16 protein-coding genes and 1 tRNA gene are annotated in these 16,446 nt (G+C 67.7%); 8 read left to right on the top strand and 9 right to left on the bottom strand.

Features of this window, described 5'->3' with window-relative positions; genetic code table 11:
- Positions 1-93 precede the first annotated feature (93 nt).
- Genes DYQ94_RS19925 through DYQ94_RS19905 form a run of 5 tightly spaced genes read right to left on the bottom strand, consistent with a single transcriptional unit; the run spans position 94 to position 4,675 of the window.
- Positions 94-1,002, bottom strand: coding sequence for a dihydrodipicolinate synthase family protein (locus DYQ94_RS19925; protein ID WP_054592585.1), 909 nt, complete (start codon positions 1,000-1,002; stop codon positions 94-96).
- Positions 999-2,312 (bottom strand): NAD(P)/FAD-dependent oxidoreductase, encoded by a 1,314-nt coding sequence (locus tag DYQ94_RS19920; protein WP_126966014.1) that lies wholly within the window; start codon positions 2,310-2,312, stop codon positions 999-1,001. Before DYQ94_RS19920 ends, DYQ94_RS19925 begins: the two co-directional genes overlap by 4 nt.
- The gene (locus DYQ94_RS19915) at positions 2,305-2,550 is read right to left on the bottom strand and encodes a 2Fe-2S iron-sulfur cluster-binding protein (RefSeq protein WP_024937895.1); all 246 of its coding nucleotides are present in this window, start codon (positions 2,548-2,550) and stop codon (positions 2,305-2,307) included. The genes DYQ94_RS19920 and DYQ94_RS19915 overlap by 8 nt, the downstream gene beginning before the upstream one ends.
- A complete protein-coding gene (locus DYQ94_RS19910) occupies positions 2,547-3,737 on the bottom strand; it encodes an NAD(P)/FAD-dependent oxidoreductase (protein WP_126966013.1) in 1,191 nt (396 codons plus the stop codon). The genes DYQ94_RS19915 and DYQ94_RS19910 overlap by 4 nt, the downstream gene beginning before the upstream one ends.
- A complete protein-coding gene (locus tag DYQ94_RS19905; protein ID WP_126966012.1) occupies positions 3,737-4,675 on the bottom strand; it encodes a proline racemase family protein in 939 nt (312 codons plus the stop codon). Before DYQ94_RS19905 ends, DYQ94_RS19910 begins: the two co-directional genes overlap by 1 nt.
- Before the next feature lie 160 nt (positions 4,676-4,835).
- Between DYQ94_RS19905 and DYQ94_RS19900 the strand changes: the two genes are divergently transcribed.
- The 4 genes from DYQ94_RS19900 (at position 4,836) to DYQ94_RS19885 (ending at position 9,122) form a co-directional block, all read left to right on the top strand.
- Positions 4,836-5,552: an AraC family transcriptional regulator gene (locus tag DYQ94_RS19900; protein WP_024937898.1), complete on the top strand. Its 717-nt coding sequence runs from the start codon at positions 4,836-4,838 to the stop codon at positions 5,550-5,552.
- A gap of 204 nt (positions 5,553-5,756) precedes the next feature.
- On the top strand, positions 5,757-7,409 hold the full coding sequence (gene ftsY / locus DYQ94_RS19895; RefSeq protein ID WP_160954477.1) for a signal recognition particle-docking protein FtsY: 1,653 nt from the start codon (positions 5,757-5,759) through the stop codon (positions 7,407-7,409).
- A gap of 338 nt (positions 7,410-7,747) precedes the next feature.
- Positions 7,748-8,821 carry an A/G-specific adenine glycosylase gene (gene mutY / locus DYQ94_RS19890; RefSeq protein ID WP_126966009.1) on the top strand — a complete coding sequence of 358 codons (1,074 nt, stop codon included), beginning with the start codon at positions 7,748-7,750 and terminating at the stop codon, positions 8,819-8,821.
- A 22-nt stretch (positions 8,822-8,843) separates the two neighbouring features.
- Positions 8,844-9,122: an oxidative damage protection protein gene (locus tag DYQ94_RS19885; protein WP_016902008.1), complete on the top strand. Its 279-nt coding sequence runs from the start codon at positions 8,844-8,846 to the stop codon at positions 9,120-9,122.
- A gap of 277 nt (positions 9,123-9,399) precedes the next feature.
- Here DYQ94_RS19885 and DYQ94_RS19880 read toward each other — a convergent pair whose 3' ends face one another.
- Together DYQ94_RS19880 and DYQ94_RS19875 are read right to left on the bottom strand one after the other, a co-directional pair.
- Positions 9,400-11,025, bottom strand: a complete 1,626-nt coding sequence (locus DYQ94_RS19880; RefSeq protein WP_126966008.1) for a hybrid sensor histidine kinase/response regulator — start codon at positions 11,023-11,025, stop codon at positions 9,400-9,402.
- Between the two features lie 134 nt (positions 11,026-11,159).
- Complete coding sequence (locus tag DYQ94_RS19875) at positions 11,160-11,492, bottom strand: SMR family transporter (protein WP_039523025.1); 333 nt, start codon at positions 11,490-11,492, stop codon at positions 11,160-11,162.
- 270 nt (positions 11,493-11,762) lie between these two features.
- Here DYQ94_RS19875 and DYQ94_RS19870 point away from each other — a divergent pair, with 270 nt between their 5' ends.
- On the top strand, positions 11,763-12,437 hold the full coding sequence (locus tag DYQ94_RS19870; protein WP_047128899.1) for a class I SAM-dependent methyltransferase: 675 nt from the start codon (positions 11,763-11,765) through the stop codon (positions 12,435-12,437).
- A gap of 134 nt (positions 12,438-12,571) precedes the next feature.
- Here DYQ94_RS19870 and DYQ94_RS19865 read toward each other — a convergent pair whose 3' ends face one another.
- A complete protein-coding gene (locus DYQ94_RS19865) occupies positions 12,572-12,763 on the bottom strand; it encodes a hypothetical protein (protein WP_080931335.1) in 192 nt (63 codons plus the stop codon).
- A gap of 251 nt (positions 12,764-13,014) precedes the next feature.
- A tRNA-Phe gene (locus DYQ94_RS19860) sits at positions 13,015-13,090 on the bottom strand.
- Positions 13,091-13,269: 179 nt separating this feature from the next.
- On the opposite strand from DYQ94_RS19860, the gene DYQ94_RS19855 reads away from it, so the two are divergent.
- From DYQ94_RS19855 to DYQ94_RS19845, 3 genes are all read left to right on the top strand, one after another.
- On the top strand, positions 13,270-13,806 hold the full coding sequence (locus DYQ94_RS19855; RefSeq protein ID WP_126966007.1) for a lipocalin family protein: 537 nt from the start codon (positions 13,270-13,272) through the stop codon (positions 13,804-13,806).
- 138 nt (positions 13,807-13,944) lie between these two features.
- Positions 13,945-14,421 carry an LEA/WHy family protein gene (locus tag DYQ94_RS19850; RefSeq protein WP_039522095.1) on the top strand — a complete coding sequence of 159 codons (477 nt, stop codon included), beginning with the start codon at positions 13,945-13,947 and terminating at the stop codon, positions 14,419-14,421.
- A gap of 37 nt (positions 14,422-14,458) precedes the next feature.
- Positions 14,459-16,252 (top strand): acyl-CoA dehydrogenase C-terminal domain-containing protein, encoded by a 1,794-nt coding sequence (locus tag DYQ94_RS19845; RefSeq protein ID WP_054592573.1) that lies wholly within the window; start codon positions 14,459-14,461, stop codon positions 16,250-16,252.
- Positions 16,253-16,446: the final 194 nt, after the last annotated feature.

Here is a 16,446-nt window from a genome sequence, read left to right as displayed (position 1 = left end):
CTCATCGACCCACCTCGCGCTACGCCGGCCACCGCGTCCGCGCGTGCATCCGTGCGCGGCGCTCATCCGGTGGCGTGCAGCGCGAGCTCATCGTCAGGACAGTGTGGGCGCAGTGGCGATGGCGTGGTCGATGACCTTGAGCGCGGCCTCGCGCTCGGCACCATCGACCACCAGGCGCGGCGCACGCACGCGCTCGCTGCCCAGGCCGACCTTTTCCTGCACCAGTTTGATCAACTGCACGAACTTGGGCACGGTATCCAGGCGCAGCAGCGGCAGGAACCAGTCGTAGAGTTCCTTGGCCGCCGGGTAGCCACCGTCGCGCGCGAGTTCGAACAGGCGCACCGATTCCTTCGGGTAGGCGTTGACCAGGCCGGCGATCCAGCCCTTGGCGCCCATGCTCAGGCCTTCGACGATGGCATCGTCCATGCCCACCAGCAGCGCCAGACGATCCCCCAGCAGCTCCTGCAGCGCGGCGAAGCGGCGCACGTCGCCCGAGGACTCCTTCACTGCCTGCAGGTTGGGGAATTCGGCGGCCAGCTCGGCGATCTGCGCGGGGCCGAAATCGGTCTTGTAGGCCACCGGGTTGTTGTACAGGATCACCGGCAGGTCGGTGGCGGCGATCACCGCACGCACATGCGCGCCCATCTCGCGCCAGTCGGTGGAGTAGACGTAGGGCGGCAACACCATCAGCCCGCCGCAACCGAGGTCCTTGGCCGCCTTGGCCAGCGCCACCGCCTCACCGGTCGCCAGGCTGGCGATGCCCGGCACCACCGGCACGCGGCCGTTCAATGCGCCGACCAGCGTCTTGAGCACGGCGATCTTGTCGTCCACGCTCAAGGTGGCCGCTTCGCCCAGCGAGCCCAGCGGCACGATCGCGGTGCAGCCGGCATCCACCAGTTGATTGGCGTGCTTGGCGAGGAAGTCGTGATCGATCTCGCCGGAGGCGGTGAACGGGGTGGTGATGGCCGGCAGCACGCCATGCCAGAACGCAGCAATACTCATGGATGATTCCCTTGCGAGTCGGAAGTGAACGGGTCGGCCAGCGCCGCGAGGCGGACCGGGAACAACGGCGGCCGGCGGCCGGCGTCGGTGGAAAACGCGGGCGGGCAGCGCCCAAGCTCGGCGAGCGCGGTGCCGCAGATGCGGCCCTGGCAGGCGCCCATGCCGCAGCGCGAAGCGAGCTTGGCATCGCGTGCATCGTTGAAGTTGTCCAGCGCGCCCAGCGGCACGTCTTCGCAGCGGCATACCAGCGTGTCGGGCTGCGCCAGCGCGCGGATGCGTGGATCAAGCGCGAACTGCTGTTGCAGCACCCCGGCGAACGCACGCGCGGCACGCCGCCGCGGCTGCAGGCGCAGCGCCGCGTCCGGCGCGTCGGCAGCCATATGCCCGGCCATCGCGCCTTCGATCAGCGCGCAGTCGCGCCCGCCGATGCCGCAGGCCTCGCCCGCTGCAAAGACCTGCCGCACGCTGGTGCGCAGCAGCGCGTCCACATGCACCTGTTGATGCGCGCCGTACGCGTCCAGCCGGCAACCGAGCAGCTGTGCGAGCTCGGTGTTCGGCACCAGGCCATAGCCCACCGCCAACTGGTCGCAGGCAACACGCGTGCGGCCGGTGGGCCCTTCGATCTCGATTTCACGCAGTTGCGTGTCGCCGTGTGCGGCAACGACAAAGCTGCCGGCGCGATAGGCCACCGCGCGCAATTGCAGGCGCAGCGCCACCGCCTGCGCGGCCTTGCCCGGCCAGCGCCACAGCTGCAATGCGAACTGCCGCAACGCAGCTGCAGAGGTCTGTTCGTGGATGCCAAGCACCTGCGCGCCATGCCGTTGCAAGCTGGCCGCACTGGCCAGCAGCAGCGGGCCGCTGCCGGCGACCACCACGCGCTTGCCGGCCAGCGGCCAGCCCTGTTTGGCCAGCGCCTGCGCCGCGCCGGCGCCGGTGACGCCGGGCAAGGTCCAGCCCGGAAACGGCAGCAGCAATTCGCGCGCGCCGGTGGCCAGCACCAGGGCGGCGTAATGCAGTTGCAGGGAACCGTGCGGGCCATCGGCCAGCAGCCAGCCCGGCTGCGCCAGCAGAATCTGCGTTTGCGTCAGCAGCGTGATCGACGCCGCGCCCTGCACCTGCCGCAACAGCGCGCGCGCATCGGCCGGCGCGCCGTGCCGCACATCGTTGCGCCACACCTGCCCGCCGGCACGCGGCTGCAGGTCGACCACGCCCACCCGCACGCCATGACTGGCCGCTGCCTGCGCCGCCGCCAGGCCGGCCGGGCCGGCGCCGATCACCAGCACATCGAAATGCTGCACGCGCTCAACCATCGGTGCGTACCTGCATGCCGTCGCGCGCATCCACCAGGCAGGCGCGTTGCTGACCGATGCCGTCGATGCGCACCCTGCATTCGAAACACACGCCCATGCCGCACAACGGCGCGCGCGGCTGGCCGCTGCACGACTGCCGGAACTGCAGCGTCGCCTGCGCCACCGCAGCGGCCACGCTGGCGCCGGCCGGCACCTCGACCGCTTGCGCATCCACGTGCAGGCGCACCGTCGCGCTCATGCGGCTGCACCATGCACGGCGCGCGCCGGAGCGTATGGGCTGGGGTCGATGGCCGGCGTGCGCCCAAGCAGGCTGTCCACGATCACCCGGGCGCTCCCCAGCGCCGTGGTGACGCCCAGCCCCTCATGACCGGCGGCTACCCACACATCGCGCCGGCCGGGCACCGCCCCGAGGTACGGGCGCCCGTCCGGCGTGGCCGGGCGCAGCCCGGTCCACACCCGGATCGCCTGCAACTCGCGCAGCACCGGCAGATAGGCGAATGCGCGCTGCAGCATCTGCTGCAACACCGGCAGCGACAGCGCGCGGTCGTGCTCGCCGAACTGGCGCGAGGAGCCGATCAGGATCTGCCCGGTCGGCCGCGGCTGCACATTGAAGGCCACGCTGGTGGCGTCGGCGCCATGCGCCGAATCGGCATAGCCCAGTTCCAGTAGCTGATGCCGGATCAAACCAGGATGGCGGTCGGTGATGACCAGATGGCCCTTGCGCGGGCGCAGCGCCAACTCCGGCAGCAACTGCGGCAAGGCCACCCCGCTGGCCACCAGCACCGGGCCGGCCAACAGCTGGCCATCGTCCAGACGCACCCCATGCGCCTGCAACTGCTCCACCTTGCGGCCGGCAAACAGCTGCGCGCCCGCCTTGCAGGCCAGGCTCACCAGATGCCGCGCCACCCGCGGCGGGTACACCACGGCCTCACCCGGCACCAGCATGCCGCCGGCCAGGCCCGCCACCAGTTGCGGCTCCAGTGCATACAACTGGCTGGCATCGATCGCGTCGGCATGCAGGCCGGCCGCCGCCAACCGCGCGATCTTGGCCGGCATTGCCGCCAGTTCGCGCGCATCGCGGGCTACCCACAGCGTGCCGCAGCGGCTGAATTCGGCCTCGCTCAGTTGTGCGAAGCGCTCCCACAGCCGCAGCGAATACGCCGACAACGCCAGCTCGGCCGGGTCGTCGTCCATCGCCACCAAGTGCCCCATCGCCGCCGCGGTGGAACCGCCGCCGATCGGCCCCGGCTCGACGATCGCCACCCGCAGCCCTTCGCACGCGGCCGCCTCGGCGCAGGCCGCGCCGACGATGCCCGCGCCCACCACGATCAGGTCGTAGCTGCGTCGCGTGGACGCTGCCGACGGCCCCGCATCGGCGGCCGGCGCGCTGCCAACTCCCTCCGATGCGGGCCGCACGTCGTCCATCAGGCCACGATGCCCCAGGCAAACGGGTCGGCCGGGTCGATCAGCAGCTGCGCGCGTGCGGTGATGTAGGCATGCCCGCGGATGCGTGGCGCAATGCCGCGCCCGCTCAGGCGATAGCTGCCTTCGAAGGCGCTGCCCAGAATGCCCTGCTGTACCCAGCGCTCGCCTTCGGCCAGCTTGCCGTCGGCGGCCAGGCAGGCCAGCTTGGCGCTGGTGCCGGTGCCGCACGGCGAACGGTCGTAGGCCAGCCCCGGGCACAGCACGAAGTTGCGCGCCACGCCGCTGCCGTCCGGTGCGCTGCCGTTGATTTCGATATGGTCGATCTCGCCGCCGGCCTCGCCGGTGATGCCGGCCGCTTCCAGCGCCAGCCGGATCGCTTCGGTATAGGCGGTCAGCTCGCGCTGATGTGCCAGGTCCAGCGCACACGGCGCCTGCCCGGTGATGAAGAACCAGTTGCCACCCCAGGCCACATCGCCACGCACCGGCCCGTAACCGGGCACGTCCACGTCGACGTCGGTTGCAACGCGATAGCTGTCGACATTGTCGACCGACACCGTGCCGTCTTCGGCCAGTTCCACGCCGACCGTGCCGACCGGCGTCTCGATGCGGTGCTGGCCCGGCGCGATACGCCCCAGCTCGGCCAGCGTACGCACCACGCCGATGGTGCCGTGCCCGCACATGCCCAGGTAGCCAACGTTGTTGAAGAAGATCACCCCGGTGCAGGCGCTGGGGTCGCGGGCCGGCAGCAGCAAGGCGCCGACCATGGTGTCCGAGCCGCGCGGTTCGCAGGCGATCGCGCTGCGCCACTGGTCGAAATCGCGGCCAAACCGTTCGCGGCATTGCGCCAGATCGCCATCGCCCAGATCGGGGAAGCCGGAGAGGACCACGCGGGTAGGTTCGCCGGCCGTATGGGAGTCGATGACGTCGATGGTGTGCATGGCTCATGCTCCCACTGCCGGCTGGCGGACGACTAGCGTCCAATGCGAGTTGCAAATGCGGAAATCCGCACAATCGACAACCCGGTTCACAGCCCCGCGTTTGCGCTAGGATCAATACAGGGCCGCGCCTTTCGTGCAGCCGTCAATCGTGACCGCCACCATGACGCCGATGGACCTCAACCTTCCCGCGCTGGAAATGCAGACGCTATTCGATGCGCTGCCGGACGTGGTGTTCTTCATCAAGGACAGCGAGGGCCGCTACACCCATTGCAACCTGACGCTGGTGCGCCGGCTCGGACGCAAATTGCGCAGCGAAATCATCGGCCGCTCGCCACTGGAAGTGTTCCCGCTGCCGCTGGGCGGCAGCTACATGATGCAGGACCGCCGCGTGCTGTGTGGCGAGCTCATCGACAACCAGCTGGAGGTGCATCTGTATCCCAACCGCCTGCCCGGCTGGTGCCTGACCTTCAAGCGCCCGCTGTGCGAGGCCAATGAAGTGATTGGCGTGGTCGGCATTTCGCGCGATCTGGGCCAGCCCGACAGCCGGCACTCGGCGTACGAGCGCCTGAGCCAGGTGATGGATCACATGCAGGCCAACTTCGGCGACAACCTGCGGGTGCAGAGCCTGGCCGACCTGGCCGGCCTGTCGGTGGCGCAGCTGGAACGGCACTTCCGCCGCGTGTTCCAGGTGACCCCGCAGCAACTGCTGACCAAGCTGCGGATCGAATCGGCGATGCGGTTGCTGTACGGCGACGACAGCATCGCCAGCATCGGGCAACGCTGCGGCTTTGCCGACCAGAGCGCATTCGCGCGTCAGTTCAAGGCAACCGTCGGCATGACCCCGCGCGATTACCGTGCGCTCAAGGGGCAGTTGTAGGCGCGCAAACACACGCTGACACACCGCTGGCACAAATGCCGAATTCGGCAGCATTGGCGATACTGCGGCGATGCGGTTTGCGCAGGTCGTTGCACCGCTGTCGCGACGCGCAGGAGGTGGCACAGGCAGGGCGCGCTGAAGGTCGCGTCAAGGCGACCCTGGGCCCGGATGGTAGAATTTCGGGTTTCCCCTACCGCGTTGCCAATGGCCAGCTTTTTCCGCCGTAACAAGCCCACCACGCCCGACAGCGCGCGTACCTCGCGCTATAGCCTGGAAGAACTGGCAGCCGCATTCCCCACCGCGCCGTCTGCCGCCACCCCGGCATCGCCGGTCGAGGCAATGCCGACTGCCGAACCTGGCACATCGGCCACACCATCATCACCCGCGCCTGCCGCACCCGCGCGCAGCGATGCGGTAACGCCGACGCCCGCCGCAACGCCGCCTGCCGCGGCACCGGCCGACCAACTTGCCCAGGACATCGCCACGCGCACTGGCCAGGCGCAGAGCGTTGCCGCAGTCCCCAATGCACCCACGCCGCCGGCCACGCCGGCGCCTGCGGCCTTGCAGGCGCTGCCCGATCCGCTTCCGTCTGCCGCGCCGCACGCTCCCACGGTAGTGGTGCCGCCGCCGGTGGTCGTGCAGCCGCACAGCGTACCCGCGCAGCCGGCAGGCACGCCTGCGCCGACGCCTGCACAAGGCGCCGCGCCCGCCGTCGTACCGTCGACTGCCACGCCTGCTGCCACGCCTGCTGTCGTTACACCCGCTGTCGTGACACCTGCCGCCGCAACAGCTGCGCCCGCAGTGCAACCGGCCGTCGCCCCGTTGCCCACCGCCGCGCCCGGCGGCGTCGCCCCGGCCGTGATCAGCGCCCCAGTGCCGGCCAGTTCCGACAACGACAGCATCGTCGGCCAGCGCGATGCGCTACCGGCCGCCCCGGCCGGCAAGCCGGGCTGGCGCGACCGCCTGCGCAACAGCAGCTTTGCGCGCAGCTTCGGCGGTCTGTTCTCGCGTAACCCCAAGCTCGACGACGACCTGCTCGACGAGATCGAAACCGCGCTGATCACCGCCGACGTCGGCATCGGCGCGACCACCGCCCTGGTCGAAGGGCTGCGCAAGCGCATGAAGTCGCGCGAGTTCGCCGATGCGCAGGCGATGTTCAAGGCATTGCGCGCCGATCTGATCGCGCTGCTGCAGCCGGTTTCCAAACCGTTGGTCATCGACCGCTCGGCCAAGCCCTTCGTGGTGCTCACCGTCGGCGTCAACGGCGTCGGCAAGACCACCACCATCGGCAAGCTGGCCAAGCGCTTCAAGGACGACGGCAACAGCCTGATGCTGGCCGCCGGCGACACCTTCCGCGCCGCGGCGGTGGCGCAGCTGCAGGCCTGGGGCGATCGCAACGGCGTGGCCGTGATCGCGCAGGGGCAGAATGCCGACGCCGCCTCGGTGGCGTTCGACGCGCTGCAGGCCGCCAAGGCGCGTGGCACCGAGGTGTTGATCGCCGACACCGCCGGCCGCCTGCACACCCAGACCGGGCTGATGAACGAGCTGGGCAAGATCCGTCGCGTGCTCGGCAAGATCGATGCCGCCGCACCGCACGAGGTGCTGATGGTCATCGACGGCACTACCGGCCAGAACGCCATCTCGCAGCTGCGCCAGTTCCATGCCGCGGTCGGCGTCACCGGCCTGGTCGTCACCAAGCTCGATGGCACCGCCAAGGGCGGCGTGGTGTTCGCACTGGCGCGCGAGTTCAATATCCCGATCCGCTTCGCCGGCATCGGCGAACGCCCGGAAGACCTGCGCGTGTTCGACCCGGTCGCCTTCGTCGACGCCCTGCTGCCGGAAGCACTGGGCAGCTGAGTGACAGAGGCCTGCCCGCATCTGCAAGCGTTGTGCGCGCAGGCGCTGCAGGCAGGCTGCACGCTACGGGGAGTGTCCGGCGACTGGTCGCGCGCCAGACGTGTGCTGGAGTTCGCCCAGCCGTTGCCGGCGGCGTTGCGCAAGCAGGCGCGGCGCCATGCAGAGCTGGTTCATTACCATGCACCGGCCGCACCGCACTGGCCTGGCGATGAAGGCTTCTTCTGCGACCAATGCCGGGTTGGACTTGCGTTTCCGCTGCACTGATCGGCCTACCGCCATACGCGCACAGCCGGGCGTCATCCGCCCGCCGTCATCGCCCTCCTTCGCCAGCAGACCCCATGCCAGCCGATCACGCCACTGCCACCGCTGACGCCTTCGTCAACCGCCTGCTGCACTGGTTCGACGGCCACGGCCGCCACGACCTGCCCTGGCAACATCCGCGCGCGCCCTACCGGGTGTGGTTGTCGGAAATCATGCTGCAGCAGACCCAGGTTGCGGTGGTCATACCGTATTTCCACAAGTTCGTCGCCCGCTTTCCGGCCCTGGCCGACCTGGCCGCAGCCGACAACGACACCGTGATGGCGCACTGGGCCGGGTTGGGCTACTACGCACGCGCACGCAACCTGCATGCCGCAGCCCGGCAATGCGTCGCCCTGCACGATGGCGAGCTGCCACGCGATTTCGATGCCTTGCTGGCGTTGCCCGGCATCGGCCGCAGCACCGCCGGCGCGATCCTCAGCCAGGCCTGGAACGACCGCTTCGCGATCATGGACGGCAACGTCAAACGCGTGCTGACGCGCTTCCACGGCATTGCCGGCTATCCCGGCCTGCCGGCGATCGAAAAGCAGTTATGGCAACTGGCGACGACGCATGTGGCGCAGGTGCCGGCCGGCCGCCTGGCCGACTACACCCAGGCGCAGATGGATTTCGGCGCCACGCTATGCACACGCGCCAAACCGGCCTGCGTGCTGTGCCCGCTGCAGGACGATTGCGTGGCGCGCCGCGATGGCCTGGTGGACGCACTGCCCACGCCCAAGCCCGGCAAGGCGTTGCCCGAGCGCGAAGCCACCGCCTTGCTGCTGGAAAACGCAGACAGGCAGATCCTGCTGCAGCGCCGCCCGCCGACCGGCATCTGGGCCTCGCTATGGACGCTGCCGCAGGCCGAGACCGACAGCGGCATGCGCGCATGGTTCGACAAACACATCGATGGCAACTACGACCGCGCCGACGAACTGCCGCTGATCGTGCACACCTTCAGTCATTACCGCCTGCATCTGCAGCCCTTGCGCATCGGCAAGGTCGCACTACGCCCGGCGGTACGCGACAATGACGACCTGCGCTGGGTCGCCCGCGCCGATCTCGCATCGCTGGGCTTGCCGGCGCCGATCCGCAAACTGCTCGACGCCCTCTAGGCGCGCACTCAAAGGAATCCGCATGTCCCGCACCGTGTTCTGCCAGTACCAGCAATGCGACACCGAAGGCCTGGATTTTGTGCCGTATCCCGGCGAGCTCGGCCAGCGCGTGTTCGCGCAGATCGGCAAGAGCGCATGGCAGGCCTGGCTGGCGCATCAGACCATGCTGATCAACGAAAACCGGCTGTCGCCGCGCGACCCCAAGCACCGCGCATTTCTCGAAGCCGAATTGCAGAAGTTCCTGTTCGAGCGCAACGCCGACAAGCCGGATGGCTATGTCGCGCCGATGAGCGAAGAGTAAGCACGTCAGGATTCAGTGCGTCCAACAGACCACTGCACTCACTGCCGGACAGGCGCGGCCGGTAACCGGGATCGGCATGCATCACGCATGCCCTCCAGATCCTGCGCAACACTTCCTTCGGGCCGGGCATTGCTGGCCGCGGCTTCAGCCGTTCTCAGACAGAACAGAACGAAACGGGCGTAGCGCAGGATAAGCCTGCAGCGCAGCCGCCGCTGCACGATCGCAGCGACCATCTGCAGGCGACATCCGGGCATCGCATCGCCCGGATGCGTGCGCCTCAACCGACGCCGGTCGGCCCGTCCAGCAGCATGCGGATCCGCTTGAGCAGCTCCTTCTGCGTATACGGTTTGTTGACCACGTCGAACTCCGCGCCGCCCACGTCGGTGCGCTGAATGCTGGCATCGGCATAGCCGGTGGTCAGCAGGACTTTGATCCTGGGCAGCATGCGCCGCGCCTCGCGGGCCAGCACCACACCATTCATGCCGCCGGGCATGATCAGATCGGTGAACAGCGCATCCACTTCCGCATGCTGCTCGAGTAACTCGATCGCCTCGCGCCCGCTGGCTGCAGAGAGAATGCGGTAACCGGCGTTTTCCAGGAACATCCTGGCCACCACCGCCACGTCCTGCTTGTCTTCCACCACCAGGATGGTTTCGCTGCCGCCCTTGTCGATGGCACGGCTCTTGACGGCCTGCAGGTCGTTCTCGAATTCGTTGGATGCGGGGAAATACAACCGCACCGTGGTGCCTTCGCCCACTTCGCTGTAGATGCGCACGGTGCCGCCGGACTGCTTGACGAAGCCGTACACCATCGACAGACCCAGGCCTGTGCCCTGCCCCTCGTCCTTGGTGGTAAAGAACGGCTCCATGACGCGGCTGGCCACCTCCGGCGGCATGCCCAAGCCCGTGTCGCTGACGGCAATGCTCACATAGCGACCCGGCGCCAACTGGTGGTGCATGGCCAGATCGTGGCTGGTGATTTCCACGTTCTGGGTCTGCACGGTCACTTCCTTGCGCTCGGACTGCGTCATCGCATCGCGCGCATTGATCAGCACGTTCAACAACGCCACTTCGGCCTGGGTGGTGTCGATCTGGCAGTTCCACAACCCCTCTTCCAGCGACTGCCGCAGGCTGATGCCGCCCCCCAGCGTGCGCTCGGCCATGTTGTTCATGCCCGACACCAGGCCATTGAGATTGACCACCCGCCCCCGCAATTTCTGCTTGCGCGAAAACGCCAGCAATTGCTGGGTCAGGGTGGCCGCCTTGGCCGCGGCGGTTGCGGCATGTTCGGCGCTGAAGGCGATGCGTTCGGCATTCCTGGCGGCATCGCCGGAGACCATCATCTGGATCACTTCCAGATGCCCGGACATCACCTGCAGCAGATTGTTGAAATCGTGCGCGATGCCGCCGGTCAACTGCCCCAGCGCTTCCATCTTCTGCGCCTGGCGCAAGGCGTCCTCGGCATCGCGGCGACGACTCACGTCCAGCTGCGAACCGAAGAAGTAGACCAGGTTGCCTTGCTCGTCGAACACCGGCGAGACGAACAGCGCGTTCCAGAACGAGGAGCCATCCTTGCGGTAATTCAGCACCTCGGTGGCGAATTCGCGGCGTTGCTCGATGGACTCGCGCACGTCCTGCACGCTGGCCGGATCGGTTTCCGGGCCCTGCAGGAAACGGCAGTTGTTGCCGATGATCTCCTCGGACGAATACCCGGTCATTTCCAGGAACGCCCGGTTGGCGAACACGATCGGATTGTCGGGCAGGTGCGGGTCGGTGACCGTCATCGGCATGCGCGTGGTTTCCACCGCGGCAAAAAAGATATCCGAGCGATGCTTCTCCACAGGCAGGCTGCGAGATTCGCTGATATGAGGCGCCCGCAGCTCTCCGTTACCAGGATCGTTCAAGTGCATGTTCTCCGCGGGGCCATTCCCGTGGCGATAGTCTAGTTGGGGCCGGTGAGTTGATTCCTCACATCCATGAGCCTTTCCCGTACGGCCGCGCCCGCCGATGCAACCCGGCGTGCGGCAGGCAGCACGCGCTAATGCGGCGCCACCTTGGAAAACACGTTGATGACCACCGCACCGGCCACGATCAGGCCCATGCCCAGCAGCGCGGGCGCATCCAGCCGTTGTCCGTGCACGGCCCAGGCCACCAGCGAAATCAACACGATGCCCGCGCCCGACCACATGGCGTAGGCGATGCCGACCGGGATCACGCGCAGCGTCAGCGCCAGGAAATAGAACGAAATGCCGTAGCCCAGCACGGTGAGCAGCGATGGCCACATGCGCGTGAAGCCTTCACTCGATTTGAGCGCCGCCGTGGCGGTGACTTCTGCGCAGATCGCGATTGCCAGGAATATCCAGTTCTTCATCGCCGCACCTTGCCCGTGGAATGCGGCGACCATAGCCGCAGGCACCGGCTTGCTTGCAAGCGCGTCGCTGTGCGCCATTGCCTGCGCCGTCGCTTGCTGAAAGCAGGCTAATGAAGGCACGGCGGGCGAGCATTGGCAGGCAGGTGCATCGGTCGTTTTGCCGTAGCATGCGCAGGCAGCAAGCAGCTCTTGCGCTTCATTCGGCCGTTCTGGCGCCGTTGCGCGCGTCTTTCCAGCCAGCGCAGGCTCTGGCAATCATGCGATGCCACCATGCCGGGCTACCAGACCCAGATTCACGAGTTGACCTTCGGGCAACTGACCTACGTCATCCGCGCACTTGCCGACAAACAGCAATACGCCGATCCGGACGAGAGTGCGGCCGATGCCGGCATCTCCTCGGCGCAGTGGAGCCTGTTCGGGCAGGTCTGGCCTGCCGGCCAGCTACTGGCCGAAGCAATGGCCACGCGCCCGATCGAAGGCCGGCGCATTCTCGAACTCGGCTGCGGCCTGGGGCTGGCCAGCCTGGTGTTGCGCCGGCGCGGCGCCGACGTGGTCGCCAGCGATCATCACCCGCTGGCAGAGGTGTTCCTGGCGTACAACGCCGCACTCAACTCCCTGGACTCGGTGCCGTATCGCCGGCTCGACTGGGACGCCGGCGCGCTGAACATGGGCCAGTTCGACATGATCATCGCCAGCGACGTGCTGTACGAAACCCGCCACGCCACCATGTTGGCCAGCCTCATTCCCGCGCTGGCCAGGCCTTCGTGCGAGATCGTCATCAGCGATCCGGGCCGCGGCAACGCCAACGCGCTCTCGCGCATGCTGGCGGACATCGGGTTTTCGTTGGTCGCCGGCGAACGCCAGGCCGCAGCGCAGGTGGCCAAGGCGCCGCGCCTGTTCGTCTACCGGCGCAACATGGACAACTGGTGGCCGGCAGGCGGTTGATCACCCTGCCGCGTCACTCGGGTGCAGGCGTATAGGCAGACAGCGCGATCGGCCTGCACGGATCGGCCTTGCGCTTCTGGCGCCCGCTCATGCGCATCGGCGGAGCCTGGCGCCGCAGAGCGGGCGCGAAGTCGTCAGAGCCGGTATTCCTTCGGGTCCAGAAACTCGGCAAGACAGGAACCCACGCGCAGTGCCTGCTCGCGCGCATCGCCGCGATATTCGCCCTGCCCTGCGCCTTCGATCGTGGCGATCGGCGAAGGATGGTCGCGGTGATACACGAACGCCGTCGACGACCACTGCGTCTGTCCAGGGGCCTGACTTTCCATCGTTTCCACGCGGAACTCACCGCAGTAGCCGTGAATCAACGTGCGTCGAAGTGTTCTGTGCGTCATGCCCGGAAGTATCGCCACGCGCAGTTGAAGACCACGTGGAAAACCACCGCCGCAGGCGCCAGGTCTGCCGGCAAACGCAACAAGTCCATCCGCAGCAGTCGCCGCAACGTGGCATCGACAAAACAAGGAAGAGAGTTTGCACATCCGGCGATTGCCGGGACGCCTTGCGAACGAAGGCGTGGAAATGGTGGCCGAGGACGGAATCGAACCGCCGACACGGGGATTTTCAATCCCCTGCTCTACCAACTGAGCTACTCGGCCACTATCGCAACATGCTGCCTGCGTTGCGAGGACGCGCATCATAGCGAGCAGGCGCAGTTTGAGCAAGCGTTGCGATGAACTTTGTTGCGGGCCGGCGCGGCGACGGCGCTTTCCTGCATCGGTTCACACCGCGCGGAAGGCAGCATGGCCTAGCCTGCGCAGGTCCCGAGGAGAATGTCATGCGCCTGCCCTGCCTGCTGTTGTCGTTCGCCTTGCTGCTGCCGTTGATGGCCGCGGCCCAACAGCCGGTACGCGCAGTGCCGCAACTGGACATCTCCCGCTACGCCGGGCAGTGGCACGAGATCGCGCATCTTCCGGTGTCGTTCCAGAAGAAGTGCCGCAGCGACATCACCGCCAGCTACACCTTGCGCGACGATGGCTTGATCGGCGTGCGCAACGGCTGCCGCAGCGCCGATGGCGAGCTGACCCAGGCCGAGGGAGTGGCACGGCCGGTCGAGGGCCGGCCCGGGCAGCTGCAGGTGCGCTTTGCGCCGGAGTGGCTGAGCTGGTTGCCGCTGGTGTGGGCCGACTATTGGGTGATCGCGCTCGACCCGGACTACCAATGGGCGGTGGTCGGCGAGCCGGATCGCAAATACCTGTGGATCCTGTCGCGCTCGCCACAGATGCCGCGCGCGCAGTTCGAGCAACTCAAGCGTCAGGCCACGCAGATGGGCTACGACCTGTCGCCGCTGATCGTGGCTGCGCCCTTGCGTTGACGCCAGCAGCCTGAACGCAGGCCGTGCCGCGTGATGTGCCGCAACGCCTGCATACGGACACGCCGCAAGGCAGCAAGGCAGCGTCCGTACTGCGTAGTATTCTTGGCGCCGCCTTACACCCGCCAAGGACCTCAGTACATGCGTCGTGCCTACCGTCTCCTGATCGTGTCGCTGGCCTGCGGCCTGCTGCTGAGCGCCTGCGGCGGTGCGGTCCGCCGCGTGTCCGAGCCAGCCGCCAGCATCCAGCAACTGACCGTGCGTGCCGACGGCTCCTGGTCGGTCGATCTGCGGCTGCAGAACTACAGCAGCATCCCGATGCAGTTCGAGCGCGTGGCGCTGGAGATTTCCGCCGGCGATCAGCTGGCCGGCAAGCTCGACCAGAGCGTCGGTATCTCGATCGGCCCGGAAACTGCCGACGTGGTGACCGTCAGCGTGCAGCCGACCTCGCTGGGCCGCCTCACCGTGGCCGATGTGCTCGCCGGCGGCCGCTCGCTGCCTTACTCGCTCAAGGGCACGGTGTGGGCGACGCCGCAGGATAAGAAGCAGCGCGATTTCAGCGTCGAATCACGTAACACGCTCAGCCCGGCCCCCGGCCTCAACGGCGTGCTGCGCTGACGCGCACGCCTTCCCGCACTCGTTTGAAGGATTCCGCATGAGCAGCTACACCGCCCCGCTGACCGATTTCCGCTTCGCCCTGCACGACGTGCTCGGCGCGCAGGCCCTGTTCGCCCGGCTCGGCTATGCCGACGCCAGCACCGACATCATCGACGCCGTGCTCGAGGAAGCCGGCCGCTTCACCGCGCAGGTGCTGGCGCCGCTCAACAGCATCGGCGACGAAATCGGCTGTGCCTTCGACAAGAGCACCCACGCGGTGACCACCCCGCCAGGCTTCCGTGCGGCCTACGACCAGTTCGTGGAAGGCGGCTGGAACGGGCTCACCGCCGAGACGCAGTTCGGTGGCCAGGGCATGCCGCACACGCTGGGCGTACCGTTGAGCGAAATGATCAACGCCGCCAACCTGGCCTGGGGCAACTTCCCGCTGCTGTCGCACGGCGCGATGGAAGCGCTGCGCCAGCACGGCGAAACCTGGCAGCAGGATGTCTTCCTCAAGCCACTGATCGACGGCCGCTGGACCGGCACCATGTGCCTGACCGAGCCACATTGCGGCACCGACCTGGGCCTGCTCAAGACCCGCGCCGAGCCCAACGCCGACGGCAGCTATGCCATCACCGGCACCAAGATCTTCATCACCGCCGGCGAGCACGACCTCACCGACAACATCGTGCATCTGGTGCTGGCCAAGTTGCCGGACGCACCGGCCGGCGCCAAGGGCATCTCGCTGTTCGTCACCCCCAAGTTCAAGGTGGACCGCGACGGCAACGTGGGCGAACGTAATGCGCTGCACTGCGGCTCGATCGAGCACAAGATGGGCATCAAGGGCTCGGTGACCTGCGTGATGAACTTCGAAGGCGCGCAAGGCTATCTGGTCGGCCAGCCGCACAAGGGCCTGCAGGCCATGTTTACGATGATGAATACCGCGCGCCTGAGTGTGGGTCTGCAGGGCATCGGCCTGTCCGAGCGTGCGTATCAGAACGCGCTGCGCTACACCCGCGAGCGCCTGCAGTCGCGCGCGCTCAGCGGTGCCAAATTCCCCGACAAGCCGGCCGACCCGATCATCGTGCACCCGGACGTGCGCCGCATGCTGCTGACCATCAAGTCGCTGACCGAAGGCAGCCGCCTGCTGGCGCTGCACGCGGCCAGCCTGGTCGATGTGGCCCACCGCGGCACCTCCGAGCAGGAACGCGCCGATGCCGAGACCCTGGTGAGCTTCCTCACCCCAATCTCCAAGGCCTGCCAGACCGAGTGGTCGATCGAGAACACCTACCACGCGCTGCAGTGCTTCGGCGGCCACGGCTATATCCGCGAATACGGTATGGAGCAGCTGGCCCGCGACGCGCGCATCACCACCATCTACGAAGGCACCACCGGCATCCAGGCGCTGGATCTGATCGGCCGCAAGACCGCTGCCAGCCAGGCGGCGGGACTCAAGCTGTTCCTGGCCGATGTGGAAACCTTCGCCAATGCGCAGGAAGGCAATGCCGCGCTGGCCGAGTTCATCAAGCCGCTGCGCGACAAGTGCAGCGAGTGGGCGATGCTGACCCGCGACGTGCTCGATCGCGCCGCCCGCAACCCGGACGAACTCGGCGCCGCCAGCTACGACTACCTGTTCTATTCCGGCTACGTGGTGCTGGCGTACTGGTGGGCGCGCAGCGTGGCCGCTGCCGATGCGTCCGCGCACAGCGAGGAGTTCAAGCGCGCCAAGCGCGAAACCGCCCGCTTCTACTTCGCACGCGTGTTGCCGCGCACGCTCACCCATGCCGCCACCATCCGCAGCGGCGCAGCGCCGTTGATGACGCTGGAAGCGGAATTGTTCGGCGAAGCCTGAGCAAGCGTCATCGTCGCGGTGGGCTGCCGCGGTCGTAGCAGCGGACCTGGCCGCGACGAGGTGGTGCCGCTCGGCAAGACGTCGCGCCCGGGTGCGCGCCTACGGCAACACCGCAGAATTCCGCCGCCGTCGTAGGAGCGGACCTGGCCGCGACGAGGCAGTACCGATCGGCAAGACCTCGCGCCCGGGTGCGC

The organism is Xanthomonas sp. LMG 8993 (genome assembly GCF_009835065.2).
Lineage (GTDB): Bacteria > Pseudomonadota > Gammaproteobacteria > Xanthomonadales > Xanthomonadaceae > Xanthomonas > Xanthomonas arboricola.
The sequence above is the reverse complement of the archived record's forward strand: the minus strand, read 5'-3'. Positions and strand labels throughout refer to the sequence as shown.

Excerpts from the sequence above, each read along its gene's own strand:
- DYQ94_RS19925 (WP_054592585.1), bottom strand. The coding sequence starts at position 1,002 with ATGAGTATTGCTGCGTTCTGGCATGGCGTGCTGCCGGCCATCACCACC.
- DYQ94_RS19920 (WP_126966014.1), bottom strand. The coding sequence starts at position 2,312 with ATGGTTGAGCGCGTGCAGCATTTCGATGTGCTGGTGATCGGCGCCGGC.
- DYQ94_RS19915 (WP_024937895.1), bottom strand. The coding sequence starts at position 2,550 with ATGAGCGCGACGGTGCGCCTGCACGTGGATGCGCAAGCGGTCGAGGTG.
- DYQ94_RS19910 (WP_126966013.1), bottom strand. The coding sequence starts at position 3,737 with ATGGACGACGTGCGGCCCGCATCGGAGGGAGTTGGCAGCGCGCCGGCC.
- DYQ94_RS19905 (WP_126966012.1), bottom strand. The coding sequence starts at position 4,675 with ATGCACACCATCGACGTCATCGACTCCCATACGGCCGGCGAACCTACC.
- DYQ94_RS19900 (WP_024937898.1), top strand. The coding sequence starts at position 4,836 with ATGACGCCGATGGACCTCAACCTTCCCGCGCTGGAAATGCAGACGCTA.
- ftsY (WP_160954477.1), top strand. The coding sequence starts at position 5,757 with ATGGCCAGCTTTTTCCGCCGTAACAAGCCCACCACGCCCGACAGCGCG.
- mutY (WP_126966009.1), top strand. The coding sequence starts at position 7,748 with ATGCCAGCCGATCACGCCACTGCCACCGCTGACGCCTTCGTCAACCGC.
- DYQ94_RS19885 (WP_016902008.1), top strand. The coding sequence starts at position 8,844 with ATGTCCCGCACCGTGTTCTGCCAGTACCAGCAATGCGACACCGAAGGC.
- DYQ94_RS19875 (WP_039523025.1), bottom strand. The coding sequence starts at position 11,492 with ATGAAGAACTGGATATTCCTGGCAATCGCGATCTGCGCAGAAGTCACC.
- DYQ94_RS19870 (WP_047128899.1), top strand. The coding sequence starts at position 11,763 with ATGCCGGGCTACCAGACCCAGATTCACGAGTTGACCTTCGGGCAACTG.
- DYQ94_RS19865 (WP_080931335.1), bottom strand. The coding sequence starts at position 12,763 with ATGGAAAGTCAGGCCCCTGGACAGACGCAGTGGTCGTCGACGGCGTTC.
- DYQ94_RS19855 (WP_126966007.1), top strand. The coding sequence starts at position 13,270 with ATGCGCCTGCCCTGCCTGCTGTTGTCGTTCGCCTTGCTGCTGCCGTTG.
- DYQ94_RS19850 (WP_039522095.1), top strand. The coding sequence starts at position 13,945 with ATGCGTCGTGCCTACCGTCTCCTGATCGTGTCGCTGGCCTGCGGCCTG.
- DYQ94_RS19845 (WP_054592573.1), top strand. The coding sequence starts at position 14,459 with ATGAGCAGCTACACCGCCCCGCTGACCGATTTCCGCTTCGCCCTGCAC.